Source organism: Hymenobacter jeongseonensis (assembly GCF_015694725.1).
Taxonomy (GTDB): domain Bacteria; phylum Bacteroidota; class Bacteroidia; order Cytophagales; family Hymenobacteraceae; genus Hymenobacter; species Hymenobacter jeongseonensis.
In genome coordinates this window covers 155397-173102 of sequence record NZ_JADQDQ010000004.1, presented here as the reverse complement: position 1 = coordinate 173102, position 17706 = coordinate 155397, and the positions used below count along the sequence as shown (strand labels likewise).

Genomic DNA, 17706 nt, shown 5'->3' with positions numbered 1-17706 from the left:
ATGATATTCCTAGACCGTGAAAAAGCAATTAAACAAGGCTACCTAACTGCCAACGTTGATTGGTATGGCGGCTTTGTAGGCCTATTACATTTTTTTTGTCTCTGGTTTGTTAGTGCCTTATTTATCTGGCATAACACATCTATTCAGAGCCTCATAATTGCCTGGTTATTTTTTTTGTTATTCGGGGCAATTTCGATTTATGCAGTCCATTGTATATCGACTGAACGGAAGCTTACCTTAATTCAGACGACCCTCAAGGCTGCTGAGAATCGAAAACTTATGTTAGAGGTATTTAAACAATTAAAATGGAGCGTTTTACAGAATACACAGCAATTCATAATTGCTAATGTTGCAACAAAATGGTTTGAAGTTGGCTCGTTTGCAATTGCTCTGGTCACTGAAAATCAGATTCATCTAAACGTCGTTTCGGGGTCAAACACCAAAGGCAGAATCCCTTTCTATTTTAGAAATAACAAGAGACTAAAGTTGCTAATCGATACAATAAATCAAACGATTTAAGAATTAGAATGGACTACTTCAACGACCCCGAACTCAACGGCAAATACCTTGGCACCATCACCAAGGATTTCGTCGTCGTGTGCGATACCCTGCTCGAAGCCTCTTCCCAGATTCGCAAGGGCGACTTCAGCAAATACCCCATTTTCGTATTTGCCAAGCAGGAAGTGCAGCTCGGAGGCTTGTTGGTAAATGCCGACGAGTTGAACCTCGATTGGCACGTTTTCGCTAGTTACCTGGAGTTGTTCGTGCAGCAAGGCATCATCGATGTCGACGGCATCGAAGGTTTTCAGGCCACTTACAAAGACCCCGACGAATTCTGCTGCCTTTTCGTGCTCGATAAGGAATTTACCAATTTCGTTTTTGTGCCCTATCCGGAGGATTAACGAATGGATTCGCTTCAGAAATTACTCGATTTCTTAGTTAAGCTGGACGACCGGAAAATTCATTATACGCTGGCGCATCACCGCGAGGAAGCTATTATGGTTTTCGTATCAGTTCCCGGTGAAAGGTGGGAAATCGAGTTTTTCGCAGATTTACACTTTGAAGTCGAAGTTTTCAAATCCAATGGCGCATACTTAGAAGACGAAAGCGCCCTGGAACGACTATTCGACGTTTACGGCGAATAGTCGTTCCAGGGCGCTTTCACGAATTATTTGGAAAGGCTAATTGCGGCGCTGCACCGGCAGGTCTTCCAGTTGGGCGTAGCTGAGTTTCCAGGTTTTATCGGCTCCTTTTTTCCAGAGGAAGATGTAGTTGCCTTCGCCAAAACCGCGGGGCTCACCGGGAGCCGCGGGCAGGACGTCCACGGCAAAAGTACCGGCTTCGTAGGCCGTATTGGCATCGGTGGAAGAACTCACCACGCTGGTTTTCAACCCGCTGATGGTGGGCAAGGTCTCGTTTACCCATTTCTGCGAAACCTCGCCTTTGCCTTTCCAGTGGGCGCTGCCTTGCACAAAACTCACGTCCTCGGCCAGGAAACCATTGATTTTGCCGGAATCCTTGTTGTTCCAGGCACTGATAAACTCTTGGTTCAGGTTCTGGATATTAACTGCTTCATCCGCTTTGGAACAAGAGGTTAGCGTTGCAGCCACGAGCAAACTATACAGGAAGGCTTTCATAAAATCGAAAGAGTTGGTGAAGAAAAAGTAAATGTAAAGGCCCTTGAGGCCGCCGCCAACAAGGGGCTAAAATGGCTAAACCCCGGGCGCGGGCGCCCAGGGTTTAGTAAAGGAAGCGAAGCGAGCAATTACCAGCTCTTGCGACGGTACTCCGAAGTAGAGTACGGGTGCGAAGCGTCGCCGTAAGAAGGATTGGGCAAATAGGCTGCGTTCGAAACTACGGGCATGCCCTGGGCATCATACGCAATGGCTGCAGCGGGTGCGGCCGCCAAGCTGTTGTAAGGCACCATGGCCGTTTGGGTGCGGGTGGTCACCGAAGTGTTGCGAGCAACGGCGGCGCGGTTGGCAGCAGCCCGGTTGGCGGCGGCGCGGTCGGCAGCGGCTTGGTTAGCGGCCGCAATGCGAGCCCGCTCTTTCTGCTTGTTGTCGATGTGCTTGCCCACCCCGTAGCCAATGGCACCGCCAGCGACACCGCCAATCACGCCACCCACGGGACGGTTACGCTTGTTGATAATGGCACCAGCGGCAGCACCGCCCAAGCCACCAATTACAGCGCCTTTGGCCTGCGGGCTCCATTTCTTTTTTTCCTGGGCCTGAGCCGAAGGCGAGCTAAATACGGAGCTGAGCAGCACAATCAAAGTGAAGATATAGGGGAGCTTATTCATGGCTAAGGAGATTTAATTTACTGGAAGAAATACCGATGTATGGAGACCAAAGACAATTAGCGTGCCATACCGGAATTCTTTCCATTGGCCCTCCTAACGCTATAGTTAAAAATAAGGTTATTCGCAGGCTCCGTTTTCGGCTTAAAAACTGGTCCAGCCCTGCGCTTGCAATGGCACGGCCTGGCCGGCTTTGGTCACCAGATTGGCCCCGTCGGCTTTGGCCGTCAAATGGCCAATGATGGTAATATCGGGGTGGTTTTTCAGTTTTTCGTGGTCGGTGACTGGCACGGTGAAGAGCAGTTCGTAGTCTTCGCCGCCGTTCAGCACGCAGGTAAGGGGGTCGAGGTTAAACTCGGCCGCCGCTTCGAGGGTGGGGTTGGCCATGGGCAGGAATTCGGTGAATACCCGGGCGCCCGTGCCGCTAGCGGCGCATAAGTGCAGCACTTCCGACGCCAACCCGTCTGAGATATCAATCATGCTGCTGGGCCGGATGCCGCGCTCCCTCAGCTCGTGAATAATGTCGAGGCGGGCTTCGGGCCGGAGCTGGCGCTGCACCACGTACTCGTAGTTGGCCAGTTCGGGCTGGGTTTCCGGGTCGGCCAGGAAAGCTTGCTTTTCCCGCTCGAGCACTTGCAGGCCCAAAAAGGCGCCGCCCAAGTCGCCGCTCACGCAGAGCAAATCGGTGGGCTTGCCCCCGCTGCGGCGCACGGCCTCGCCGGCCGGCGCCTCGCCCAGTACCGTGATGGCCACCGTGAGTCCGCCGCGGCTGGCCGTCATATCGCCACCCACCAGGTCCACGTTGTAGGCTTCGCAGGCCAGGCGCATGCCCGCATACAGCTCCTCAATGGCTTCCACGGTGAAGCGCGGACCGGCCGAAATGCCCACGACCAATTGCGTGGGCAGGGCATTCATAGCAGCCACGTCCGATACGTTCACCGCCACGGCCTTGTAGCCCAGGTGCCGCAAGGGGCAGAACGAGAGGTCAAAATGAATGCCTTCCACCAGCAGGTCGGTGGTCATCACCAGCTCCGCGCCGGGCGTGGGGGATATGATGGCCGCGTCGTCGCCAATTCCCAGCACTGTACCGGGCTGGCGCACGGTAATTCCTTTTTGCAAACGGCTAATCAGGGCAAATTCGCCAATGGCGGTAAGCGGCGTAAGTTCAGACATCGGTTGTAGGGATACTCTTTAAAAAGGGTGTGGTGCCTTCGGGGCACGAAACGCAGCCGAAGGTTGCGCTCAAACCTAGTTTGAGAGGCGTAAAAGTACGCCCACAAAAAAAGGAGGGAATTGCTTCCCTCCTTTTCCGTAACTGCTGCGGAGTGCTTATTCTACCACCAGCTCTTTGTAAACCTTAGTCTGGCCATCGGTGCCGATAACCTGAACGAAGTACAAACCGGCTTTCAGGCCGGAAATGTCCAACGACAATTTCTCCTGGCCCTGGCCTTTGCCCTGGGCGCTGATACGCTGGCCGAGATTGTTGATAACCACCACGCTGCCTACTTTGGCATCCTTAATTTCAACCGTGGCAGTGCCGTGGGCTGGGTTGGGGTACACGCTAATGTTGGCATCGAATTTGGCCAGCTTGCTGCTGAGCACCGTCTGGTAGGCGCCGTGCGGGCCGGTGTAGTCGAGGTGTTGGCCGAGTTGGTCGTAGAGCTGACCGCCGGGGTTAGACACCGTGCCGTTGAAAGCGCGCGAGTAGGAAATCCACTCATCGGCAATATTGTAGGTAGCCGCGGCCGGGTTCACCTTCACGCCGGTGCTGATGTCGGGCCGACGGATAAGGGTTTGGTTAGCCGAGGAAGCATAAACAGGGGGGGTACCGTCGGCAGGGTTCGTGCCGCTCCAGTTGCCGGCTCCGCCCGTGCCACTGGCGGCGGGCTGCGAGCCGATGACGCCAATGATGTCGATGATTACGCCCGTGCCCTGGCCAGCAACGCCGCTGGGGTAGCGCACCAGTGCCATAGCGTCGTCGCCGTTGAAGAACACCGTGCCACCGCCCACAATCACCGTGGGGGTAGTGGTGCCGGCCAGGTAAGCCGCGCTGAACTGATTGGCGTTGTTCACAATCTCATTCAGAGTTGCCTGCCCGTTGGCAATTACGAAGGTGGATTGCGGGGGCAAAGTGTTGGCACCCACGGCCTGCTGCGTGGCGTTGCTGCGGAACAACTTTTCCTCTTCTACCACCGTGGCGCTGCCGTTGGAGTAGCGACGGATGGAATAAGGAGCGAGGCTAACAACGTTGTTAGTAGGATTGTAGATTTCAAGGGCCCGCTCGTTGCCGGTCGAAAGGCCAGTGCCGCCGTAATTAACACCCGACTGGTGTGCGCCTTCGGCATACTCCGAGAAAAACAACTCAGTTCCCTGGGCTTGAGCGGCTCCTGCTAGCAGCAAAGCTGCCGAAAGCATGTAGTAATGTTTTTTCATAAAAAAATGGAAGTAAGAAAGTCTGTGCTTCGGCAAAGATACACTCAGCAGCTAGTTAGTTCATCTGTAGAATTGAGTTTAACACGTGTTTTTCAACCTCAAAATAATGAAATTCAGCATTCTCTCGCTGTTAAATCAGTCAGCCAAAACAGCAACTTTTTCTTGCTAACGAGCGTTAGCAAGCATACCTTTGCTTCGTCTTATGAATACCGCAGCTCCACTTCGTTCGCGCAAGGCCCAGATTGACCGCGTGGCCACGTCCCTTTTTCGGGCGCGGGGCTTTGCGGCCACCAGCATGCGCGAGTTGGCCACGGAGCTGGGCCTGGAGGCGGGTAGTTTGTACTCGCACATCAAGTCCAAGGAGGAAATCCTGCACCGCGTGTGCTTTGGCTTGGCAGAAGAATTTTTTGCTGCTTTTGCCGCGGCCACGGCCGATACGACGGCTCCCATTGCCACCCAATTGCGGCTGGCCATTGAGGGCCACGTGCGGGTGCTTACCCGCGACAGCGCGGCCTCAACTGTGTTTCTGCAGGAGTGGCGCCACTTGAGCGAGCCAGCCCGTACCGACTTTCTGGCCCTGCGCGACCGCTACGAAGCCGCCTTTCGTGCCTTGGTTCAGCAGGGCATCGCCGCTGGGGAGTTGCACGCGCCCGATGCGGCCTTCGTTGCCCTTACGCTATTGGCCAGCCTCAACTGGCTGCCTGCCTGGTACCGCCCCGACGGTAAATTAACCCCCGACGAAATTGCCCACCGCCTGGCCGAACAGTTGCTGGGCGGCCTGCTTGTTAAAGACTAAATGGAAGAGCAAAGCGGAATACGTTCTATTCCACTGCCCTTTTCTACCATCTCCTATCCTTCATCCATTCCCACCCTGTCTCATGTACGGTTCCGCCAGCACTCACGACCTCCCAACCACCGCCGCCACCGGCCTGGAAAACGAAGACCCCATTCTGCTGGCCGAATTTGAGGCCCGCATTGGCCGGGGTGAGAAGATTGAACCCGGCGACTGGATGCCGGCCCTCTACCGCAAGCAGCTTACCCGCATGATTGAGCAGCACGCGCACTCCGAAATCATCGGTTCGCTACCCGAAGGCACCTGGATTACCAGGGCACCCGGCTTCCGCCGCAAAATGGCCCAGATGGCCAAAGTACAGGACGAAGTAGGCCACGCGCAGTTGCTGTATTCGGCGGCCGAAACGCTGGGCAAAACCCGCGAGCAAATGCTGATTGACCTCATCAACGGCAAGAGCAAGTACTCCAACGTGTTCAACTACCCCACGCCCACCTGGGCCGATTCGAACGTGATTTCCTGGCTGATTGACGCCGGGGCCATTGTGAACCAGCTCGCCAACGCCAAGGGCAGCTACGGCCCTTATTGCCGCGCGCTGGACCGGATTTGTGCCGAGGAAGCCTTCCACCTGAAGTACGGCCACGACGCCGTGGTGCACATGGCCACCGGCACGCCCATTCAGCGCAAGATGATGCAGGAAGCTCTAAACCGTTGGTGGCCCGCTATCATGACCTTCTTCGGCCCATCGGATAAGATGTCGGTGCACACCGAAATTTTGATGCGCTGGAAGGTGAAGATGGCGTCGAACGACGAGTGCCGCAACCAGTTTCTGGACATGTATGTGCCCAAAATTTGGGAAATCGGCCTGACGCTGCCCGATGCCAACCTGCGCAAAAACGAGGAAACCGGCCAGTGGGAATTCACCGAGCCCGACTGGGAAGACTTCAAGCGTGTGATAAACGGCGACGGCCCCTGCAACGCCGAGCGCATTGCCGTGCGCCGCGCTGCCGAAGAAAACGGCGCCTGGGTGCGCCGTGCCCTGCTCACGCCCAAAACGCAGTACGTGCGCCCGTTGGCTTAATTGAAAGCAATAGCCTGTCATGATACATTCCCACGACCCGCGCATGAACCGGCTGGGGCTGCCCGATGCGCCCGCCGCACCGGCGGCCAAAGCGGCCTTGGACCAGTTCGGTACCTACGAGGTATTTCATCAAAAGAAAGAAGGCGCGCCCTACGTCTACGTGGGGCCGGTGCACGCACCGGAGGCTGACGTGGCTTTTCTCTTTGCCAAAGAGCAGTACAGCCGGCGCTTTGCCTGCACGGGCCTGTGGGTAGTGCCCACGGCGGCCGTCACCGTAACGGATTATGTTGGCGACCAGGATTCGGCTTACGATACGCTGCCCCTGCTCCCCAACAGCCCTGCGGCAGCCGTTGGGGCCGCTGATTCGCGGGCGACTGACCATACTGCCGAAGAAGAAGCGGCCTACGCGGCGGGCGAGGAAGACTACGACATCTTTCACCTCAAAAAGCGGGGCAAAGCCCATCAGCACGTGGGCAAAGTGCGCGCCAGCTCCCCGGCCGATGCCCTGCAAGTGGCCAAAGCCGTGTTTGGCGAGCAGCGCCCGGTGGCCAATGTGTGGGCCGTGCGCTCGGCCGATTTCCTCCGCTCCAGCGACGAGGACCGCGACATCTGGGCTACCACGCCCGAGAAAAAGTACCGCGACGCCATTTCCTACAAAGTGCAGGACCGCATCGAAAAATTTAAGGCCGAAAACCCGCAAGCGTAGTTCATGGACCCCAAACTCGACCTTTTATATCGCCTCGCCGACGACCAGCTGATTCTCGGCCACCGCAATTCGGAATGGAACGGCCTGGGGCCGATTCTGGAAGAAGACATTGCTTTTTCGAGCATGGCCCAGGATAAGCTTGGCCACAGCCTGCAGCTGTACACGCTGCTGCACCAGCTGGGCGAAAGCGAACCGGATACGGTGGCGTTTACGCGCAACGCCGAACAGTTTCACTGCTGCCAGCTGGTGGAGCTGCCCATTGGCGAGTACGATTTCAGCCTGACCCGCCATTTCCTGTTCGACCACGCCGAGCTGCTGCGCTTCGAAGCCTTGGCTGGCAGCAGCTACGAGCCGCTGGCCCAGGTGGCCCGCAAGCTGCGCGGCGAACTGAAGTACCACGCCCTTCACGCCAATACGTGGGTAAAACGCTTGGGTACGGCCACCGATGAAGCCATCGAGCGCATGCAGCGCTCCCTGGATTTCACGCTGCCCTACGCGCTGGGCATTTTTGAAAAGACCGATGCCGAAGCGGAAATTATTAGCTCCGGCTTGTTTGTTGGCGAAGATGAGTTGCTTGGCCGGTGGCTGGAGAGCATTACCAAAGTACTGGCCCATACGGCGCTACAGGTGCCCGATGTGCTTAGCCTGACGCCCGTTTTTGGTGGGCGCCAGGGCCAGCACACGGAGTATTTGCAGCCCTTACTGGATGAAATGGCCGAGGTATTTCGGCTCGACCCGACGGCTGACTGGTAACCCTTTGGGGGCGGGCGGGCGAAGCCAAAAAAGCGCAGCGCCAATGCCTTACGCCGCATCGTCTTAATTAGCTTGATAGAATAGCTTCCTTCGGGACGCCCCCTAAGCATGACTATTGTACACCCCGATAAAGCGCAAATTCTCGACTGGTTGCAGGCGGTAAAAGACCCGGAAATTCCGACTATTTCGCTCATCGACCTCGGGGTGGTGCGCGGGGTAGCGCTGGACGACGCCACGGGCAAGGTGACGGTGGAGCTTACGCCCACGTTTGCGGGCTGCCCGGCCATGGATTACATGAAGCGCGATGTGGAGCGCACCCTGCTCGCGCACGGCGTGCCGGCGGTCGAAGTCAACATCAGCCTGCGCGAAGCCTGGACGTCGGATATGCTCACCGAAGCTGGCCGGCAAGCGTTGCGCCAGCACAAGCTGTCGCCGCCGCCGGTCATTGGCAACCAAGTCTTTGACCTGGATTTTCTGGAGTATGCAGAATGTCCGAATTGCCACGGCCACAATACGGAGCTGCGCACGCCGTTTGGGGCTACGCTATGCCGGGCCGTGCACTATTGCCACGACTGCCGCCAGCTATTCGAACAGTTCAAGCCGGTGTAGCTTTGCCAGCAGTCTTACTTCATTATTAATTTCTTAGCAATGCCCAAGCCAATCGTTTTCTCTGTTAAATCAGCGGTTGTTATCCTATTAGTTATTACCGGATGCGCGGCTTCCTGCAAGCGCGACGGCAGCAAATCCGTCGTGTTGAACCCGGCATCTGCGGCGGCTATCAAATCTCAATTTGACGTGTTGAGTGATTCTGTGGATGTAAAGTGGCGCAACATGACCGAAAGCGACGACCAGAAAATCGGCGTCACGGGCCTCTTGCTGCGGGAACTGAAGAGCCAGCCCGGCGCCAACGCAACCCAATTGCAAGGCCTGGAACGCGCCAATGCCCGCCTCAAGACCCGCCGCTACACGCAGCAAACTATGGGCAGCTCCGAGCTGATTGACCAGTATGATGCGGCCCAGGATTCGCTGTTCCGGGTGCTCATGCCCGTGGCCTCCCCCAATGGCAATGCCCCCACCGAAAACGCCCGCAATTTTGTAGAAGGCTTGCAGCAGCTCGACGCCGGCGTGGTCGGCTTTCGGGTGCAATACGACCGGGCAGCCATGCAGTACAACAATTACGTCAAGCTTCACCAGGCAGAAATCCAGTCCTTGGGCGGCAAATACAGCGGCGTAAAACTCCTGCCGTTGTTTACGCTGGGCGCCAAATAAACCGGCTCCATCTACTGCAAGACTTGTAAAAAAGGCGCCCGGCAACATTGCCGGGCGCCTTTTTTTGGGGCTCTAATTCCGGGCACTTTGGGAGATAAACCAGGGCCCGATTTTCGCTACCGCGCCCTTACTCCATGCGCAAAAGAGATAAAAAAGCAGCCCATGCAACCTTAAATTCGCCGTGCCGGTCAGCTGCAAAACCCACCTTCAACCAGCCTGCTCTATGCGTCTCTTTACTTCGCTTTACGCGCTAACCTGTATCGGTTTGGCCACGGGCGTTTTGCTTACTGGCTGTGCCGCTCAGGATTCGACCGAGCCGGAGCCTTGCACCACCACGGCTACCGTGCAGCTTTGCTACGGCATGACGGCCGTGTGTCGCACCGAACACACCACGCTCAAGCTTGCCAACGGCACCATTTTGCACCCGAGCGGAAAGGTGTGGGAAGCCTACCTGCCCAATCAGGTAGACAAGCAAATCCTTCGCATTAGCTACGCAATACTCCCCCGCATAACGAACGATGCCCCCGGCTACGAGAATGCCACCCTCTCCTGCCTGGAAAGCAACCAACCACGGTGTGGCAATGAGTAACGCCCGTACAAGCAAAAGCCCCGACCCATTGCTGGGCGGGGCTTTTTGGTGCAAGCGTAGTTGAGCTGAAATTACAGCGCCGCCATTTCCTCCCGCACGAAGTCGGCCAGGGTACGCAGGTAGTCGGTGCTGAAATCGAAGCGAATGCCGGCGGCCGCATAAATCTGTCCAATTGGCGCGGTGTAGCCCAACGCCAGGGCGCGCTTGTAGGCTGCCAATCCTTCCGTCGGGTTTTGGCGGAAGTTGCGCCACACGGCAATGGCGCCGAGCTGGGCCATGGCGTACTCGATGTAGTAAAACGGCACTTCGTAGAGGTGCAACTGCTTCTGCCAGAGGTAGGGCTTGAAGTTCTCCAAACCCGTCCAGTCGACGGTGCGCTGGTTGAATTCGTCGAAAATCTCCACCCAGCGGCTGTGACGCTCGGCCTCGGTGTGGGTGGGGTTTTCGTAAATCCAGTGCTGAAACTTATCGACCGTAGCCACCCACGGGAACGTTTCGAGCACGCTTTCGAGGTGAGTTTTCTTGGCGCGGCGCAGGTCTTCGGCATTCGGGAAAAACACGTGCCATTGGTCCATGCTCATCAGTTCCATGCTCATCGAAGCCAGCTCAGCCACCTCGGACGGCGGGTGCTTGTCGGCGCCCAGGGGCAGGCCCCGGGTGAGGAAGGAATGCACGGCGTGACCGCCCTCGTGCAACATGGTCACCACGTCGCGCAGGCTGCTGGTGGCATTCATAAAGATGAACGGCACGCCGGTTTCGTCCAGCGGGTAGTTGTAGCCGCCGGGGGCCTTGCCCTTGCGGCTTTCCAAGTCGAGGTGGCCCATCTGGCGCATGGTGCGCAGGCAGTCGCCCAGGTACGAATCCAGGTTTTGGAAAACCGTGATGGTTTTCTCCAGTAATTCCTCGCCGGTACCAAAAGGGCGCAAAGGGCCTTGGCCGCTGGGGTCAACGTCGAGGTCCCAGGGCCGCAGGGCGGGCAGGTTCAGGTCTTGGCGGCGCTCCAAATCGAAGTCGTCGCAGAGGGGAACCACCGTTTCGCGAATGGCCCGGTGGAAGTTGAAACAGTCCTGCGGCGTGTAGTCGAACCGGCCCAGGGCCGCAAACATGTAATCGCGGAAGTTAGAAAACCCGGCGTTGAGCGCCACTTGGTTGCGCAGGCCCACCAGTTCGGTAAACAGCGCATCGAGCGGCTGGGCATCTTGCAGGCGGCGGGCCTGAATGGCGCGCCAGGCCGTTTCGCGCACCGTGCGCTCGGGGCTTTTGAGTCGGTCGGCAGCCTGGGGCAAGGTCAACTCCTGGCCGTCGAGGGTCACGTTCATGGCACCTACTGTGGCAGCATATTGCTGCTGCTTGGTGCTGATGTCGGTTTTGAGCGGAATGTTCTCTACTCGATAAATCTCCGAAGCCCGGCGCACCGAGCGCAGAAACACGCCGTAGCGGTTTTCGTTGAGGCCCGCCAGATGCGGCGAGGCCAGCATCTTTTCGTTCAGGGCATGGTCGTAGGGCGCTACTTGAGGCTCTACTTCGTTCACGAAATACTGGAACGCCTCGGCGCGGGCACTATCCTGCGTGTCGCACGTCATGCGGATGTAGCGCCACGCCAAGTCTTCGCTCAGCACCGATTCCAGTTCGGAACGGTCGAGCAGCCAGCGCTCCAACTCGGCGGGCGTATATACCGGCCGGTCCTGTAATTCTTGGAAAAACGGCTCGATGGCGGCCCAGTCGGTTACCGTAAAATCCTCGGGCAGATACTGGCGCGGCGGCCGGCTGGTATCGGTCGCCGACTCGGCGGTGGGTTCAGCAATTAACGTCATAACACAATGATAGTAGAAGAAAATCGGGCAGTTGCAGCCAAGGCCGCGGCCTATGCTTTACGGAGCAAACAACGCGCCGGACGAACAAGGTGCAAGTATAACCGGCAACGGAATAACAGCAAGGTGCTTCCTTGCTTAGCTTATGGAAGCCCGATTCCATTCATTTTCAGCGGCCCTGACTCCCGGTATTGCGAACGAAGAAAAAGGCTTGTCGGGTTCGGCCCGATGGCTCATTTGCAACCGCCCGCGCGGTTTAGAAGTCGCCATCGACCGGCAAACCGGCCCACCGTATTAGCCGATTTCGATTACGACATCATCCGTCATCGGGTGGCCCACGCACGTCAGCACGTAGCCTTGTTTCATTTCCGAATCCGACAAGCCTTCGCGCTCATCCAAATGCACTTTGCCGCTCAGGCACTTGCCGCGGCAGGCGGTGCACAGGCCGGCCTGGCACGAATACGGCAGGTCAATATCCTGGTCCAGTGCCGTTTCGAGGATGGTTTTTCCGGCGGGCACTTCGATAATATACTCGCTGCCTTCGTACTGAATGGTGACGCTGCGGGTCGATTTGGTGTCGTCGCCGGGGCTGGCCGATACGTCGCCGTGGCCGTTGGGCTGGCCGGCCATGGCCTCGGCCGTTTCAGCGCTGGCCACAAAGCTCTCCCGGCGAATGCGCGCCTCTGGCACGTTCAGCAGGTCGAGGGCGGCGCGGGCTTCGGCCATCAGGCCTTCGGGGCCGCACATAAAATACTCGGCCTGCTCGGCCGGAAACTGGTGGCGCTGCTCCAGAATGCGCAGTATCATGGTGCGGTTCAGGCGGCCGGTGTGGCGGTGGGGGCCGCCGGGGTGCAGGGGCTGGCTGTACACGTGCTCTACTTGCACGCGGCCGTTGGTGCTGGTTTCCAGGTCGGCGAGTTGCTTTTGAAAAATCACCGATTCTTCGTTCCGGTTGCCGTAAATCAGCAGCACGTGGCTGTTTTGCTCCGTGCTCACCACTGCTTTGAGGATGGACATGAGCGGCGTGATGCCCGACCCGGCGCCGATGAGCACCAGCGAGCGGGCGGCTTTGGGGCTGGGGCTGAGGGTGAAATTGCCCAGCGGCTCCATCACCTCAATCTGCTGGCCGACCTTGACCGTATCGAGCAGGTAATTGCTCACCAGACCGCCGGTTACGCGTTTCACCGTCACCGACAGGCGCGGCGCTTCCATGGGGGTGCTGCTGAGGGAATAGGCGCGGCGCTCTTTTTTGCCGTTGGGGCCGCAAGGCAGAATAAGCGTCAGAAACTGGCCGGGCCGGCAGGCCACCGGCGCCCGGTCGGGCCGCTCCAGGTGAATGGTTACAGAATCGGCGGTTTCCTGGGTCAGCTCAACAACGGTCAGCGTTTGGTAACTCATGCGGGGGATTGGGGGTGTGGGAAATTTTACGGGTAAACGCAGCCTTTCAGGTTCCCGAACTTCAGAAATGACAAAAAGTTAAACCGAAGCCCGGCGCACGCGGCCAGACCTCGGCCGCAAAGGTAACTTGCCGCGCGGCTGCCGTCTAACAGCAGTCTCCCGGAAACTGTTGGGGAGCGGCAGCCGCGTTTCTACGGTTTCATTTCACTTTGTTCACGCCCGCGCTTCGCCCTTGTCCCTCGCCGCCCTCCTGCTCCGCCACCAGGCCGATTTCGGCCCCGTCCTGCCCGTCGACCTCAACGGCCCCGCCGTCGCCCGCCTCGATTTAACCGATGCCAACCCCGTGGTATGCCACGCCGACCTGCGCGACACCGCCGCCTTTGAAGTCATCGTGAACAACATGCTCGCGCAACAGCATGCCCGCGTGGGCATTGGCGGCTACCTCGAAAACCGCGTTATCTACCGTCGCAGCCAGCATTTCGGGCCCGGCCAGGTTGAGGAGGCCCGCTCCCTGCACCTCGGCGTCGATGTGTGGCTGCCGGCCGGCACGCCGGTGCTGGCGCCGCTGCCGGCCCAGATTCATAGCTTGGCCGACAACGCCAATTTTGGCGATTACGGCCTCACGGTTATTCTGCAGCACGAACTCGACGGCACCATTTTTTACTCGCTCTACGGCCACCTTAGCCGCCTGGAGTGGACAGCGCTCCGCGTCGGCCAACATTTGGCCAAAGGCCAGGCCTTTGCCACCGTGGGGCCCTATCCCGAAAACGGCGACTGGCCGCCGCACCTCCACTTTCAGCTCATTGCCGACATGCAGGGCCGCGTGGGTGATTTTCCCGGCGTAGCACGCCCCTCGGAGCGCGCCCAATGGGCGGCCCTGTGCCCCAACCCTAACTTGATTTTGCAATCGAGCCACCTCTAATAAGTGGCCTGCCAACACGGCCTACCTGGCTAGTCGAACTTGATGGCTACCACCGGCTTAATGCGGGCAATGAGGTAGGTAGGAATCAGCACGGCCAGCAACGACGCGGCGAACGTGGCGAGGTTGAGCACGATGAGCATGCGCGGGTCCCAGGAAATGGGCACGCGGTCCATGTAGTAGTTCTCCGGGTCGAGCGGAATCACGTGGAAATAGTACTGCACGGCGCAAAATCCCACGGCGATGACGTTGCCGATGAGCATGCCACGCACCGTGAGCGAAAGCCCGCGGAAGAAGAACATCTGCCGAATCTGGTTGTCGGTGGCACCCAGCGCTTTCAGAATGCCAATCATATTGGTGCGCTCCAGAATCATGATGAAAATGGTGGCCACCATGTTGAACGTGGCCACGAAAATTATCAGCAGCAGGAAAATAATAACGTTGCGGTTGAGCAACTGCAGCCAATCGAATAGCTGCGCGTACTGGTCCGTGATTTTGTCGATTTTGAGGTCGTACGGCAGCTGCTCGTAGAAATTGTCGGCGGTTTGGTCCAGAACGGCAAAATCTTTCAGCACCACCTCCATGCCTCCTACCAAGGAGTCGGCCCAGGCCGGCGAGTTCAGGTCGCGGATTTGCCGCAAGTCGCCGATGACGTACACCTCATCGAACTCGTCGAGCCCGGTGGAGTAAATTCCGCTCACCCGAAATTGCCGGATGCGCGGCGGGTTCTGAATAAAGTAAAACAGGGCTTTATCGCCCACCACCAGCCGGAGCTTGTCGGCCACTTTGCGCGAAATCAGCACGTCGTCGCTGGCCGCCGAATCCGGAAAGGTCAGAAACTTGCCGCTCTGCAGGTTCTCGCGCATGGGCGAGGGCGCGTCGGTTTCGGCGATGCCTTTCAGCACCACGCCCAGCACCTCGTCTTTGGTTTTGATGATGGCCGTTTTCACGGCGAAGGGATGCGTGGATTTCACCTGCGGAAACTGCCGCAGGTCCTGCACCAAACGCGGCCCGGCAATGGGCGCCACTTCCAGCGAATTGTTGGTATCGTAGCGCGAGATTTGCAGGTGCGCGCCAAACGAGAAAATCTTGTTCTGAATCTCGTTGCGGAACCCCTGCAAAATGGCAAACGACACAATCATCACCGCCAAGCCCATGGCAATGCTGATGATGGCTATTTTTGTAACCGACGAAGTGAACGAGCCGGAATTGGCTCCTCCATCGATTTTGTGCGAAATGTAGCGGGCGACGTTCATTATGTGACCGTAAAGCTACGTTTCCAACCGGTATTGGGCGCGTTGTGGCCCAACATCTGCCGGACTGCGCCAAGCAGCACCGTATTTTTAGCCCTTCCCTTCCCGTTTATGCTCGGAATTTCCGCAAAAATCACCTTCTCAATGCTGCTGGCCCTGCCCACCTGCAGCCCTTCGCCGCCCACTTCCTCACCCGTCGGCGAAAGCAGCCCGCCGATAGCCCCAACCCCAGCTGGTATCCCAGCGGCTACATCTCCAGCCGACCCCATCACCGTAGGCGCCGCACGCCTAGAGCAGTACCTGCCGCTGTTGAAGAACAAACGGGTCTGCCTCGTCATCAACCAAACCTCGCGGGTCGGCAACGCTTTTCTGGTGGATACGCTGCGGGCCCGGGGGGTGAACGTAACGGCCATTTTTGCGCCTGAGCACGGCTTCCGGGGCGAGGAGGCCGACGGCGCGACCATCAAGGACGGGCGCGATGCGCGCAGCGGCGTGGTCGTCCGGTCGGTGTATGGCAAAACCAAAAAGCCGACGCCGGAAATGCTGGCCGATGTAGACGTGCTGGTCTTTGACATTCAGGACGTGGGCGCGCGCTTCTATACGTTCATCAGCACGCTGCATTACGTGATGGAAGCCGCGGCCGAGCTCAACAAACAGGTGGTGGTACTTGACCGCCCCAATCCCAACGGTGACCTGGTGGACGGCCCCGTTTTGGAGCCCGCCCACAAGTCCTTCGTTGGCCTCGACCCCTTGCCCATTGCCCACGGCCTGACGGTGGGCGAGCTGGCCCAGATGCTGAACGGCGAAAAGTGGCTGGCCGGCGGCCAGCGCTGCCAGCTCACCGTGGTGCCCATGGCCAAGGGGTACACACACGCCACCAAATACCACCTGCCGGTGCGCCCCTCGCCCAACCTGCCCACCGACCAAGCCGTGGCCCTGTACCCGAGCATCTGCCTGTTCGAGGGCACCAACGTGAGCGTGGGCCGGGGCACCAGCACGCCGTTTGAAGTCATCGGCAGCCCGTCGCAGCCGGCCACGCGGCCGTTTTCTTTCACGCCCAAACCCAACGCGGGCTCGCCCACCCCGCCCCTCAACGGCCAGCGCTGCTACGGCCTGAACCTAGCCGATGCGCCCACCCGCGAATCGTCGGGCCTGGTGCTCAAATACCTGCTCGATTTTTACCAGCAGAGCAGCGACAAAGCCAACTTCTTTGGTAAGTACTTTGAGCAACTGACTGGCACCCGAACGTTGCGTGAGCAAATCATTGCCGGCAAAAGCGAAGCCGAAATTCGGGCTTCGTGGCAACCGGGCTTGGGCAAATTCAAAACCCTCCGCAGCAAATACCTGCTGTACCCGGAGCGGTAACGACGGGTAGTTGGCGGGACTTCATTTCCGTTTTGCGCAAGTTTTACTATTACATTTCACATGCTGAAAATCGTTTTCATGGGCACGCCCGATTTTGCCGTGCCCACCCTGGAAAGCCTGCTGGCCTGGCCCGGTGGCACCGTGGTGGCCGTGGTGACGGCGCCCGACCGGCCGGCTGGCCGGGGCCGCCAACTGCAAGCTTCTGCCGTGAAGGTGGCGGCCGAGGCGCACGGCTTGCCGGTATTGCAGCCCATCAACCTGAAATCACCCGAGTTTCAGGCCGAGTTGCGCGCTTTTGAGGCCGATTTGCAAGTTGTGGTAGCTTTTCGAATGCTGCCCGAAGCCGTGTGGAACATGCCCCGGCTGGGCTCCATTAACATTCATGCCTCGCTGCTGCCGCAGTACCGCGGCGCGGCACCCATCAACTGGGCGCTGATGCATGGCGACACCGAAACGGGCGTCACCTCCTTTTTTCTGCGCCATGAGATTGACACCGGCGACCTGATTTTGCAGGACCGGCTGCCCATTGCGTCCAGTGACGATTTTGGCAGCCTCTACGACAAACTTAAAATGGCCGGAGCGGCGTTGGCCCGGCGGTCGGTAGAAGCCATTGCGGCGGGCACGGCGCCCAGCACCCCGCAGCAGCACCGCGAGGACTTGCGTTCGGCCCCCAAAATTCAGAAGGAAACCGGCCGGCTCGAGTTCAACCGCCCCGCCGCCGAGTTGGTGAACTGGGTGCGCGGCCTCTCCCCCATTCCCACGGCCTTCGCCACTTTGCCCGACGGCCGCACCTTGAAGATTTTCCGCGCCCAAACTCTCCTGCCCGAAACCGCCGCCGAGCCCCTCCCCGCTCCCGGCACCTGGGCCTCCGACGGCAAGCACTACTTGCGCGTAGCGGCCGCCGATGGCTGGCTCGACCTGCTCGATGTGCAACTGGAAGGCAAAAAACGCCTGCCCATAAAAGAGCTGTTGCTCGGCTTCAAGTTGCCTGCTTGATGCGGCACGGCAGTTCATTCCTCATTTCTTAAAACTGATATCTT

20 protein-coding genes are annotated in these 17706 nt (G+C 58.4%); 13 read left to right on the top strand and 7 right to left on the bottom strand.

Annotation, left to right across the window (positions count from 1 at the left end):
* Genes I2I05_RS10305 through I2I05_RS10295 form a run of 3 tightly spaced genes read left to right on the top strand, consistent with a single transcriptional unit; the run spans position 1 to position 1145 of the window.
* Positions 1-519 carry a hypothetical protein gene (locus I2I05_RS10305; protein ID WP_196282169.1) on the top strand — a complete coding sequence of 173 codons (519 nt, stop codon included), beginning with the start codon at positions 1-3 and terminating at the stop codon, positions 517-519.
* 8 nt (positions 520-527) lie between these two features.
* Entirely contained in the window at positions 528-902 is a 375-nt protein-coding gene (locus I2I05_RS10300) for a hypothetical protein (RefSeq protein ID WP_196282168.1), read from the top strand.
* A 3-nt stretch (positions 903-905) separates the two neighbouring features.
* A complete protein-coding gene (locus tag I2I05_RS10295; RefSeq protein WP_196282167.1) occupies positions 906-1145 on the top strand; it encodes a hypothetical protein in 240 nt (79 codons plus the stop codon).
* 36 nt (positions 1146-1181) lie between these two features.
* On the opposite strand, the gene I2I05_RS10290 is transcribed toward I2I05_RS10295, so the two are convergent.
* From I2I05_RS10290 to I2I05_RS10275, 4 genes are all read right to left on the bottom strand, one after another.
* On the bottom strand, positions 1182-1637 hold the full coding sequence (locus I2I05_RS10290) for a YybH family protein (protein WP_196282166.1): 456 nt from the start codon (positions 1635-1637) through the stop codon (positions 1182-1184).
* Positions 1638-1765: 128 nt separating this feature from the next.
* A complete protein-coding gene (locus I2I05_RS10285) occupies positions 1766-2302 on the bottom strand; it encodes a YMGG-like glycine zipper-containing protein (RefSeq protein WP_196282165.1) in 537 nt (178 codons plus the stop codon).
* 141 nt (positions 2303-2443) lie between these two features.
* A complete protein-coding gene (gene thiL, locus I2I05_RS10280) occupies positions 2444-3472 on the bottom strand; it encodes a thiamine-phosphate kinase (RefSeq protein ID WP_196282164.1) in 1029 nt (342 codons plus the stop codon).
* Between the two features lie 156 nt (positions 3473-3628).
* The gene (locus tag I2I05_RS10275; protein WP_196282163.1) at positions 3629-4732 is read right to left on the bottom strand and encodes a T9SS type A sorting domain-containing protein; all 1104 of its coding nucleotides are present in this window, start codon (positions 4730-4732) and stop codon (positions 3629-3631) included.
* A 202-nt stretch (positions 4733-4934) separates the two neighbouring features.
* On the opposite strand from I2I05_RS10275, the gene I2I05_RS10270 reads away from it, so the two are divergent.
* The 7 genes from I2I05_RS10270 to I2I05_RS10240 all read left to right on the top strand — a co-directional run bounded on the left by I2I05_RS10270 (position 4935) and on the right by I2I05_RS10240 (position 9920).
* Positions 4935-5528 carry a TetR/AcrR family transcriptional regulator gene (locus tag I2I05_RS10270; RefSeq protein WP_196282162.1) on the top strand — a complete coding sequence of 198 codons (594 nt, stop codon included), beginning with the start codon at positions 4935-4937 and terminating at the stop codon, positions 5526-5528.
* 82 nt (positions 5529-5610) lie between these two features.
* Positions 5611-6603, top strand: a complete 993-nt coding sequence (gene paaA, locus I2I05_RS10265) for a 1,2-phenylacetyl-CoA epoxidase subunit PaaA (protein ID WP_196282161.1) — start codon at positions 5611-5613, stop codon at positions 6601-6603.
* A gap of 19 nt (positions 6604-6622) precedes the next feature.
* On the top strand, positions 6623-7309 hold the full coding sequence (locus tag I2I05_RS10260) for a phenylacetic acid degradation b (RefSeq protein WP_196282160.1): 687 nt from the start codon (positions 6623-6625) through the stop codon (positions 7307-7309).
* A gap of 3 nt (positions 7310-7312) precedes the next feature.
* Positions 7313-8062 (top strand): 1,2-phenylacetyl-CoA epoxidase subunit PaaC, encoded by a 750-nt coding sequence (gene paaC / locus I2I05_RS10255; protein ID WP_196282159.1) that lies wholly within the window; start codon positions 7313-7315, stop codon positions 8060-8062.
* Positions 8063-8170: 108 nt separating this feature from the next.
* On the top strand, positions 8171-8671 hold the full coding sequence (gene paaD, locus I2I05_RS10250) for a 1,2-phenylacetyl-CoA epoxidase subunit PaaD (RefSeq protein ID WP_196282158.1): 501 nt from the start codon (positions 8171-8173) through the stop codon (positions 8669-8671).
* 186 nt (positions 8672-8857) lie between these two features.
* Entirely contained in the window at positions 8858-9331 is a 474-nt protein-coding gene (locus I2I05_RS10245) for a hypothetical protein (protein ID WP_196282157.1), read from the top strand.
* Positions 9332-9554: 223 nt separating this feature from the next.
* Entirely contained in the window at positions 9555-9920 is a 366-nt protein-coding gene (locus tag I2I05_RS10240) for a hypothetical protein (RefSeq protein ID WP_196282156.1), read from the top strand.
* A 71-nt stretch (positions 9921-9991) separates the two neighbouring features.
* Here the strand turns inward: I2I05_RS10240 and I2I05_RS10235 are convergent, their stop codons facing one another.
* Both I2I05_RS10235 and I2I05_RS10230 read right to left on the bottom strand, forming a co-directional pair.
* Complete coding sequence (locus I2I05_RS10235; RefSeq protein WP_196282155.1) at positions 9992-11734, bottom strand: M3 family oligoendopeptidase; 1743 nt, start codon at positions 11732-11734, stop codon at positions 9992-9994.
* 291 nt (positions 11735-12025) lie between these two features.
* Positions 12026-13129 carry a ferredoxin--NADP reductase gene (locus I2I05_RS10230; protein ID WP_196282154.1) on the bottom strand — a complete coding sequence of 368 codons (1104 nt, stop codon included), beginning with the start codon at positions 13127-13129 and terminating at the stop codon, positions 12026-12028.
* Between the two features lie 232 nt (positions 13130-13361).
* Here I2I05_RS10230 and I2I05_RS10225 point away from each other — a divergent pair, with 232 nt between their 5' ends.
* Positions 13362-14051 (top strand): peptidoglycan DD-metalloendopeptidase family protein, encoded by a 690-nt coding sequence (locus I2I05_RS10225; protein ID WP_196282153.1) that lies wholly within the window; start codon positions 13362-13364, stop codon positions 14049-14051.
* 29 nt (positions 14052-14080) lie between these two features.
* Here I2I05_RS10225 and I2I05_RS10220 read toward each other — a convergent pair whose 3' ends face one another.
* Positions 14081-15304 (bottom strand): ABC transporter permease, encoded by a 1224-nt coding sequence (locus tag I2I05_RS10220; RefSeq protein ID WP_196282152.1) that lies wholly within the window; start codon positions 15302-15304, stop codon positions 14081-14083.
* A 108-nt stretch (positions 15305-15412) separates the two neighbouring features.
* On the opposite strand from I2I05_RS10220, the gene I2I05_RS10215 reads away from it, so the two are divergent.
* Positions 15413-16666, top strand: coding sequence for an exo-beta-N-acetylmuramidase NamZ family protein (locus I2I05_RS10215; protein ID WP_196282151.1), 1254 nt, complete (start codon positions 15413-15415; stop codon positions 16664-16666).
* 60 nt (positions 16667-16726) lie between these two features.
* The gene (fmt, locus tag I2I05_RS10210) at positions 16727-17662 is read left to right on the top strand and encodes a methionyl-tRNA formyltransferase (RefSeq protein WP_196282150.1); all 936 of its coding nucleotides are present in this window, start codon (positions 16727-16729) and stop codon (positions 17660-17662) included.
* The last annotated feature ends 44 nt before the right edge of the window (positions 17663-17706 follow it).